Source organism: Paracoccus sp. (in: a-proteobacteria) (genome assembly GCF_047973135.1).
Lineage (GTDB): Bacteria > Pseudomonadota > Alphaproteobacteria > Rhodobacterales > Rhodobacteraceae > Paracoccus.
Window position 1 is genome coordinate 26,139 of the sequence record NZ_JBKEBL010000080.1, and the last position, 7,545, is coordinate 33,683.

Annotated in this window: 10 protein-coding genes; 1 reads left to right on the top strand and 9 read right to left on the bottom strand. The window is 64.5% G+C overall.

Going from position 1 to position 7,545, the window contains the following annotated elements; all coding sequences use genetic code 11:
* Positions 1 to 134: 134 nt before the first annotated feature.
* The 8 genes from ACK5L9_RS06765 to ACK5L9_RS06800 all read right to left on the bottom strand — a co-directional run bounded on the left by ACK5L9_RS06765 (position 135) and on the right by ACK5L9_RS06800 (position 6,870).
* Complete coding sequence (locus ACK5L9_RS06765; protein WP_416910703.1) at positions 135 to 1,298, bottom strand: phage major capsid protein; 1,164 nt, start codon at positions 1,296 to 1,298, stop codon at positions 135 to 137.
* 102 nt (positions 1,299 to 1,400) lie between these two features.
* Positions 1,401 to 1,931, bottom strand: a complete 531-nt coding sequence (locus ACK5L9_RS06770) for an HK97 family phage prohead protease (protein ID WP_416910704.1) — start codon at positions 1,929 to 1,931, stop codon at positions 1,401 to 1,403.
* Positions 1,932 to 1,934: 3 nt separating this feature from the next.
* Positions 1,935 to 2,159, bottom strand: a complete 225-nt coding sequence (locus ACK5L9_RS06775) for a GTA head formation protein, RCAP_rcc01685 family (RefSeq protein ID WP_416910705.1) — start codon at positions 2,157 to 2,159, stop codon at positions 1,935 to 1,937.
* 4 nt (positions 2,160 to 2,163) lie between these two features.
* On the bottom strand, positions 2,164 to 3,348 hold the full coding sequence (locus ACK5L9_RS06780; RefSeq protein WP_416910706.1) for a phage portal protein: 1,185 nt from the start codon (positions 3,346 to 3,348) through the stop codon (positions 2,164 to 2,166).
* Between the two features lie 81 nt (positions 3,349 to 3,429).
* Positions 3,430 to 4,773 (bottom strand): DNA-packaging protein, encoded by a 1,344-nt coding sequence (locus ACK5L9_RS06785; protein WP_416910707.1) that lies wholly within the window; start codon positions 4,771 to 4,773, stop codon positions 3,430 to 3,432.
* Positions 4,724 to 5,071: a permease gene (locus tag ACK5L9_RS06790; protein WP_416910708.1), complete on the bottom strand. Its 348-nt coding sequence runs from the start codon at positions 5,069 to 5,071 to the stop codon at positions 4,724 to 4,726. The genes ACK5L9_RS06785 and ACK5L9_RS06790 overlap by 50 nt, the downstream gene beginning before the upstream one ends.
* A 240-nt stretch (positions 5,072 to 5,311) precedes the next feature.
* Positions 5,312 to 5,749, bottom strand: coding sequence for a hypothetical protein (locus tag ACK5L9_RS06795; RefSeq protein ID WP_416910709.1), 438 nt, complete (start codon positions 5,747 to 5,749; stop codon positions 5,312 to 5,314).
* Positions 5,746 to 6,870 (bottom strand): hypothetical protein, encoded by a 1,125-nt coding sequence (locus tag ACK5L9_RS06800; protein WP_416910711.1) that lies wholly within the window; start codon positions 6,868 to 6,870, stop codon positions 5,746 to 5,748. Before ACK5L9_RS06800 ends, ACK5L9_RS06795 begins: the two co-directional genes overlap by 4 nt.
* A gap of 273 nt (positions 6,871 to 7,143) precedes the next feature.
* On the opposite strand from ACK5L9_RS06800, the gene ACK5L9_RS06805 reads away from it, so the two are divergent.
* A complete protein-coding gene (locus ACK5L9_RS06805) occupies positions 7,144 to 7,311 on the top strand; it encodes a hypothetical protein (RefSeq protein WP_416910712.1) in 168 nt (55 codons plus the stop codon).
* A gap of 23 nt (positions 7,312 to 7,334) precedes the next feature.
* Here ACK5L9_RS06805 and ACK5L9_RS06810 read toward each other — a convergent pair.
* Positions 7,335 to 7,545: hypothetical protein (locus ACK5L9_RS06810; RefSeq protein ID WP_416910713.1), on the bottom strand; the 211-nt coding region annotated here is incomplete at its 5' end.

The window sequence follows — 7,545 nt, forward strand, 5'->3', positions numbered from 1 at the left end:
TCGGGGCCCCTTGTTCGGTCTGCTGCGGGAAAGGGCCGTGCCCGCGCGCCAGCCATCAGCACGCGCGGACAGTAGCTAAGCCGGAATGACCAGCGACCGGCGCACGGCCCCCTCCCTCGCCCGATCCCGAAGGATCAGGCGAATTGCAGCAGCCGAAGCGCGCGGAAATCGGTGACGCCGCCACCGACACGCTTGGTCGCATAGAACAGTACATGCGGCTTGGCGCTGAACGGGTCGCGCAGGACGCGCAGATCAGGGCGCTCGACGATGGTATAGGCGGCGCGGAAATCGCCGAAGGCCACGGCAAAGGCATTCGCGGCAATGTCGGGCATGTCCTCACTGATCAGCACCGGATAGCCCAGCAGTTGCGCCGATTGCCCGGCGGCCAGCGCGTCGGTCCACAGGAACCGGCCTTCGCCATCCTTCATCTTGCGGATCCGCGCGGCGGTTTTCGAGTTCATGACAAAATTCGCATTGGCACGATATTCGGCCCCCAGCGCATAGATCAGATCGATCAGCGCATCGGCGGGCGCGGTGGCGCTGAAATCGCCCGCCACGCCGGTGCGGACGCGGCCGATCTGGCCATCCGTCTCGCTGCCCGCATTGGCGGTCGGATAGGACAGGATACCTCTCGGCCTGCCGGTACCGGTGCCGCTGACAAAGGCCGCCGCCTCGGAACGCGCGAACTTGTCGGCAATCCGCTCGGCCAGCCAGGCCTCGACATCAAAGGCCGCGTCGTCCAGCAGGCGCTGGCTGGCCTTGGGCATGGCCGACAATTCGTGAACGTCGATCACGATCCGTTCGATCCCGTTCGAGGCGGTCTCGGTCGTGGCGGTCTCATCCGCCCAGCCGGTCCCCAGATCGCCCTTGTCAACCAGCACCTCGTATTTCGACGACTCGACGCTGACGACATTGGCCAGCCTGCGCAGCGACGCGCCGGATCGCAGGACATTCTGCACCGTCTCGGACACTTGCGGCGCGGCCAGGAAACCGCCATCGCTGGCGACGGTCAGGCCCTTTTCCTCGATGACCAGCCCGCGCAGCCCGTCATCATCGCCGCTGCGCAGATAGGCGTCGAACGCCTTCTGATGCGGCACCTCGGTTGCGGCGGTGGTGGACAAGGGCGCGCGGCCCCGGATGGCGGTCTTGCGATCAAGCATGTTCATGCGTTCTTCCTGTGCTTGCAGTTTGGTCTGGATGTCTTCACGAAAGCCGCGAAGTTCGCCGACGAACCCCATCATGGCCCCTTTCAGATCGGCAGGCGCGTCGCCGCCGCCGGTGGCTGTCACCTCGGTCATGGTAGTCTCCTCATTTCGGTGATCGGGGCAGGCCGCCCCGTTTAGCCGGGCCGCGTCTGCGGCCCGGATTTCGCCGCAGCGCCGGGGGCGATGCGGCAAATCCTATTGCTGCCGCATCGCCCGCGTCGCCTCGGCGAAAATCGCGGCCACCTCGCGCAGATCGGCGGTGTCCTTGCGCCCGACCTTGGCCTCGGGCAGCATCGGGAATGTGACCAGCGACACCTCCCACAATTCCACTTCGGCCAATGCGCGGCGGCCCTTGCCGTCGCGTGTGGCGCGGATGGTACGAAAGCCGATGGACAGCCCGTCGATCGCGCCCGCCCTGATCAGCGCCGCCGCCTCGCGGGCCTGCGCCACCTCGGGCAGCAGCCGCCCCTTGACCCACAGGCCCTTTTCGTCCTCGCGGATCTCGTCCCAGACGCCGATGGGCCGGGCCGGATCGTGCTGCCACAGCATCCGCACCTTGTCGCCGCGCGCCTTCAGTCTGGCCAGCGAGGCGGCAAAGGCCCCCGGCAACACCGCATCACCGCCCTGATCGGTCAGCCCGAACAGGCTGGCATAGCCCTCGATCTCGTGCCCGCCGGTCAGGACCGGAGCCCCGCCCGCGAATTTCACCTCTAGTCCCGGAATCATTCCTCAGCCTCCTTTCGGCGCGAATTCCAAAATCCCCTGCACGGCCTGCGTCAGGATCACTGCGACCACGCCGTACACCGTCATCCACAGCCGCCGCTCGAATGCCTCGATCAGCGACTCGATCCGTTCCAGCCGCTTTTCGACGGCCCCGAATTGCAACGCCATGATCCGTTCCTGCGCCTCGAAACGCTGGTCGTGCCAGCCCTCGATGAACCGCGATCCCTCCATCGCCTCACCCATCGGCCAGAGGCGGCAACCCCAGCAGGGCGCGCTTTTCGGCATCGGTCAGAAAGACCGCGTCACTGACCCGCTTCCATTGCTGGTCGCGCTCATCGGCCAGGGCGGGCACGCCATCGGGATCGGGGCGCAGATCGACCTCGCTTCCCAGATGTTCCGACAGCCACCACGCGACCGAGGCCGCGACCCGCATCGCCAGCGGCAGGACCGTCAGCCGGTAAAAGGCCCTGTGCGCCTCGGCGTAATTGGCATAGGTCGCGTCCCCCGGTATCCCCAGCAGCATCGGAGGCACACCAAAGGCCAGCGCGATCTCGCGCGCGGCGGCCATCTTGGTCTGGTGGAACTCCATGTCGCTGGGGCTGAACCCCATCGGCTTCCAGTCCAGCCCGCCCTCCAGCAGCATCGGACGGCCCGCATTGCGCGCGCCCTGATGGTTCATCTCGATCTCATCGACCAGCCGGTCATACTGCTCCGGGCTCAGCGCGCCCTGCCCGTCCGCGCCCCGGTACACGATCGCCCCCGAGGGCCTCGCCGCATTGTCCAACAGCGCCTTGGACCAGGCACTTGCGCTGTTATGCACATCCACCGCCACCGCCGCCGCCTGCATCGGTGACAGCCCGTAATGGTCGTCCTGCGGGTGAAAGCTGCGGATGTGGCAGATCGGGTCGGGGCTTCCGGTCATGTCGAACCGGTGCTTGCGCCCGCCCACCGCATAGTCAAAGGCCACCGGCCAGCCATCCTCGCCGGGAACGATGCTCATCCGGTCGGACCGCAGCACATGCAATTCCTCGGGCAGCCCGTCACGGCCCGGCCCGACCGCCTCCAGATAGCCGTTGCCGGTCAGCAGCATCTGCCCGAACAGCGCCTCGAACAGCTCGGCCCGGCCCTGCCCCGGATTGGGGCGGCGCAACAGGTCGATCACCGGATGGGCGTCATAGCGCCGTTCCCGGTCCTGACAGATCAGCGGCACCGCCGCCGCCGCCTCGGCGATCAGCCTGACTGATCGGAACCCCACCGGGTTGCCCACGAACCCGCCCCGCGTCAGCGATCCGGTATCGCGCGCCGACCAGACCGGCCGCCCTGCACCCGCCGACAGCGCCACCACCCGGCCTGTCGCGCTGGCCTTTCCTTCCGGTACGGGGGCCACCTTCTTTCCCCGCGTGAACAATCGAAACGCCATGTTCGCCTCCTTATCCCGGCAATAAGAAAGGCCAGCCCAAAGGCCGGCCCTTCCGTCATTCATCAGGCTTCCCATCCCGCGCTAAAGCGACCGCATCCGGGGCCTCCGCCAGCCAAAGGCAGGTTCGATCATCAGTTCGTGGATCGCCCAGACCAGCGCATCCAGCCGGTCGGGACTGCCCTGCCCTTCGTATCCGCGCACCGTCATCCGGCACATCTGATCCTCCAGCGTGCCCAGATTGCCCCGGACATGCCGGACGCGGCCCTGTTCATACAGCGCGGCGACCGGCTCGGCCCGCAGCCCCTTGCCGCGTGACGCCCGCAGCGCCCGGAACGGGACCAGAGGATCCACCTGCCGGATCACGCTTTCCACCAGATCGCCGCCCTGATTGACTTCGGCCACCAGCTTTTCGGCCCCGTGCCGGTCCATCGCGGCAATCGCGGCGCGGGCCCAGTCCAGCGGCCCGCCCTTCACGGTCGCATCCTCCAGCACATAGGCCCGCCAGTCGCGCGGCTCGCCGCCCGCGACAACTCCCGCCACCACGATCCCGCATTCGTCACTGGCCCGCCCCGCCGTCACCGCCGGATCGACCGCCACGACGACACGGGACAGGGCGGGCGCATGTTCCACCCGACAGCCTTCCAGCATCGCCGTGGTCCACAGCGCGCCCTCGACATCGTCCAGCAGCACGCCCTCCAGTTCCTGCCGGCCCATCCGGGTGCCGCCATAGCGCGCCTCGACTTCGGCCAGAAAGCTTTCAGCCAGATAGGCGCGGTTGGCGTCGGTGGGGGCATGGGTCACGACCGTGCTGGCATTGCCCAGAATCCGCTTCAGCACATCGACATTGCGCGGCGTGGTCGTCACCACCTGCTGCGGATGTTCGCCCAGTCGCAGCGCGAATTGCAGCATGTCCCAGACCTCGCCGGCCTTTTTCCACTTGGCCAGTTCGTCGGCCCAGGCCGCGTCGAATTGCGGCCCGCGCAGCGCCTCGGGTTCATGCGCGCTGTAAACCGTCGCGGTCGCGCCATTGGCCCAGACCAGCCGCCGCCGCCCCGCCTCCCAGACGGGGCGGCGGTCGGGGGGCGAACAGGCCAGGATGCCGCTGTCGCCCATCACCATGACCTCGCGCGCCTGATCGAAGGTTTCACCCACCAGCGCGACACGGCGGCATCGTCCGGGCGAGGCGGCTGTCGGCCCCTCGACCAGACGGCGCACCCATTCGGAACCGGCGCGGGTCTTGCCCGCACCGCGCCCGCCCATGATCACCCAGCTTTTCCAGCAGCCTTCGGGGGGCAACTGATGCGGCAGGGCCCAGAACTCGAACAGCCAGGGCAGCGCCATCAGCGCATTCTCACCCAGCCCGCCCAGAAACTCGTCAACTTCCGCAGGCGCGGCGGAGGCAAGCCAGGCGGCGCCCGATCTCATCTCGTGCCGCGTCAAGATCGAGGCTTCCTCCCCCGACCCCTCCGGCAATATCCTTGCGAAGTTTGTCAACCCTGTTCCTTTCCGTCATCATCAGATGAACCGCCTCGCGGACGTCCCGCGCGGCCCTGACCGCCTCTTTCAGCGCGCCCGCATCCACCGCCCCGCTTGCGCAGGCTTCCAGTGCCGCCTCGTGGCGTTTCAGATCCCTGACATAGGACCAGAAAAGCCCCTCAGCCACGGCAATGGCCTCGTCCGGGGCGCAGACCCCACCGACTTCATCCAGCTTCGTATCGTTCATGCAAACTGTCCTGCCTCGTGTCCTGTCCGCACGAGCCAAGAAACGAAAAAGCGGCCTCGGGGTCGTCCCCCGGCCGCTTGCCCATTTCTCCCAGCATGTAAAAGTTCTACCTTAGGGCGTTCGCCAAGTCAACTTCTAAACCTTTGCGAAAGCCGCTTGCGGGTTTTTAATACATGAAAACAAAAAGTTACGATACGCAACACCGTTGCGCACGCTGGCGCGCAACGGCAACATGTTGCATCAGAACAGCGGCTTTTTCAGCAACAGAATCTGCGGCTGACCGGGCACCGTCATGACCTCGGCATCCATGAACCCCTCGACCCGATGATGGCGCACCACATCCAGCCCGGCCCCCGGATGCAGATTTTCGGGAAACCAGTCGGGGGCCTCGATGACCACATCCTCGGTCAGACCGCCGCTGACAAGCTGCTGCACCTCCTCGGCGCTGTCATAGCTAAGAACCACCCACAGCATTTCGTCGGTGGGACCGGGCGGAAACCCTCCGCCCGCCGAACCCAGCACATTCCTCTGCCACACCACATCCGCCGGCGCCCCGGCAACCGGGACAAGGCGGCGCAATTCATCAAGGGAATGGTTGATCATCTCGGCCTGCTCCTTTGCTGCGACAATCGTCACACTGGCCACCAGCAGGCCCGCGGCAATCAAACCTCGTTTCATCGCCCGCCGCTCTTTTCATCGGTCTTGACAGACTTCCCGCCGGGATCGCCCATCTCCCATTCCGTCGTGTAGGTCGCTTCTCCGGTCTGCGTATACTGATGAGCCAGCCCTGTCTCCTCGAAAACACCGCGTTCCTCATCCGGAGCCTTGGTCTTGATATCTTTCTGCCCCGGATTGAAGTTATAGCGATCCTCGGCATGGATTGTCACATCGGCGGATGCCTTCAGGGTTCCGTCTTCGTTTCGGGTCACGGTCACATCCGCGCTGCTCCAGAAACTGTGGCCGCCAAGGGCCTTTTGCCAGTCCTCAGATTTGGGATAAGGCAAACCAGAATCCATTTCGGTGGTCATGGCATCGCTGCGGACCTTAAAGGTCACGCTGTCTCCGGGATTCTGCCCGACCTGCTCGTCCAGATCACCATAAAGCTGGTCCGCAGCGGTCCGCGTATCGGAAAGAACGCGATCTTTGGTCTTTTTTCCCGATTCATCATTGTCCAGATATGCAGCATAGTCAAACTCGCGATCCTTGCCTTCTCCCGTCAGGAAATGTTTGTAGGCAGGAATTGCGTGGTCCAAAGCTAACTGGTCAGAAAGAAAATCCAGCGGCATCCACTTTACGCTATTACCAAGACTGGCTTCGAACACCTGATCGTCGTAGAATTCCTTCTCCTCCTTCGTCGGCTTGCGTGTCGGCATTGGCTCGGGGTCGTTGGGATCGTCGGGGTTCTGCAAAAACCCGTTGTCGTGATGAATATCCGGACGCTTGTTTTCGCCGATCTCAAAGACGGTTCCGTTCTGCACGATCCCGTCCTTGCCAGGATCTGCAGGCTTGCCCTCGACCTTGTTGCCCTCATCGCCCCGGCCCGGTGCCGGCGCGGCCATCTTCACGTTGGCGGCGGACTGCACTTCGTGATCAAAGCCGCGCAGTCCACTCTGACCGGCGGCCAGTTCCGCGCCCATTCCCGCGCCCACACCCCACTTGGCATCAGCAACGATGCCCCGGTTCTCCGTCCGAGGCAGGGACCAGTGCTTATGGATCTGGGCAGATGTGTCGCCACCCAGCCCTCGCGCGGGCTGCTTCTGTTGCGTATTGCGGTTAGAAATTTGATGAATGGCAGACATGATACCTATTCCTCCAAATAAAATACCTGTTCCTTGAAATAACTGGCTCTGGAATGCCTCATTGTCGCTTAGCGGCTGTTGCGAAACAACGGGAACGACGCGCAAGGGCCGGGTCAGGCAGCTTCTCGCCCGCTCCGGCCCCTCCAGCCTCGGCTTTTCGCCGATCCCGGCTGTCTGCTCTGTGCCACCCTAAGCAGAGTTTCCTTCCTTCCCCGACGGATACCGGGCTTTCTCGTTGTTTCGGTTTTGCACAGCCTTGTGGATTGCGTTCTCATGGGCATCGTCATCCATGAAGGTCTGGTGCGCCAGTTCGGTCTCGGCTTTCTGGTCAAGGGCGAAGCGCCTGGCTTTATACTCCTCGCCGGATTGTCGCTGATTCCATTTGCGGCGGCGGCCGCCATCCTCGTTGCCTCAACGAGCAAAGAGAAGTGGTATCGATAGTGGCCGGAGCAGTCGCATCGCCGTCAGCGCGGCAGCTGCGCGCAATGGTTCAATCCATCATCGAGCCGAACTGAAGCGAATACGTTTTCGAGCCACTGACTGACGAAGACCACCGGCGTGCGGCGGCGTTGCTGGACCTGCTCGTCGATCTTCTGGTCGAAAGCGGCATCGGTGTGACGCCTCTGCCGATCCTCGCGGACGATCCGGCTGATTGGTCGCGAAAGCGAAGGCTGC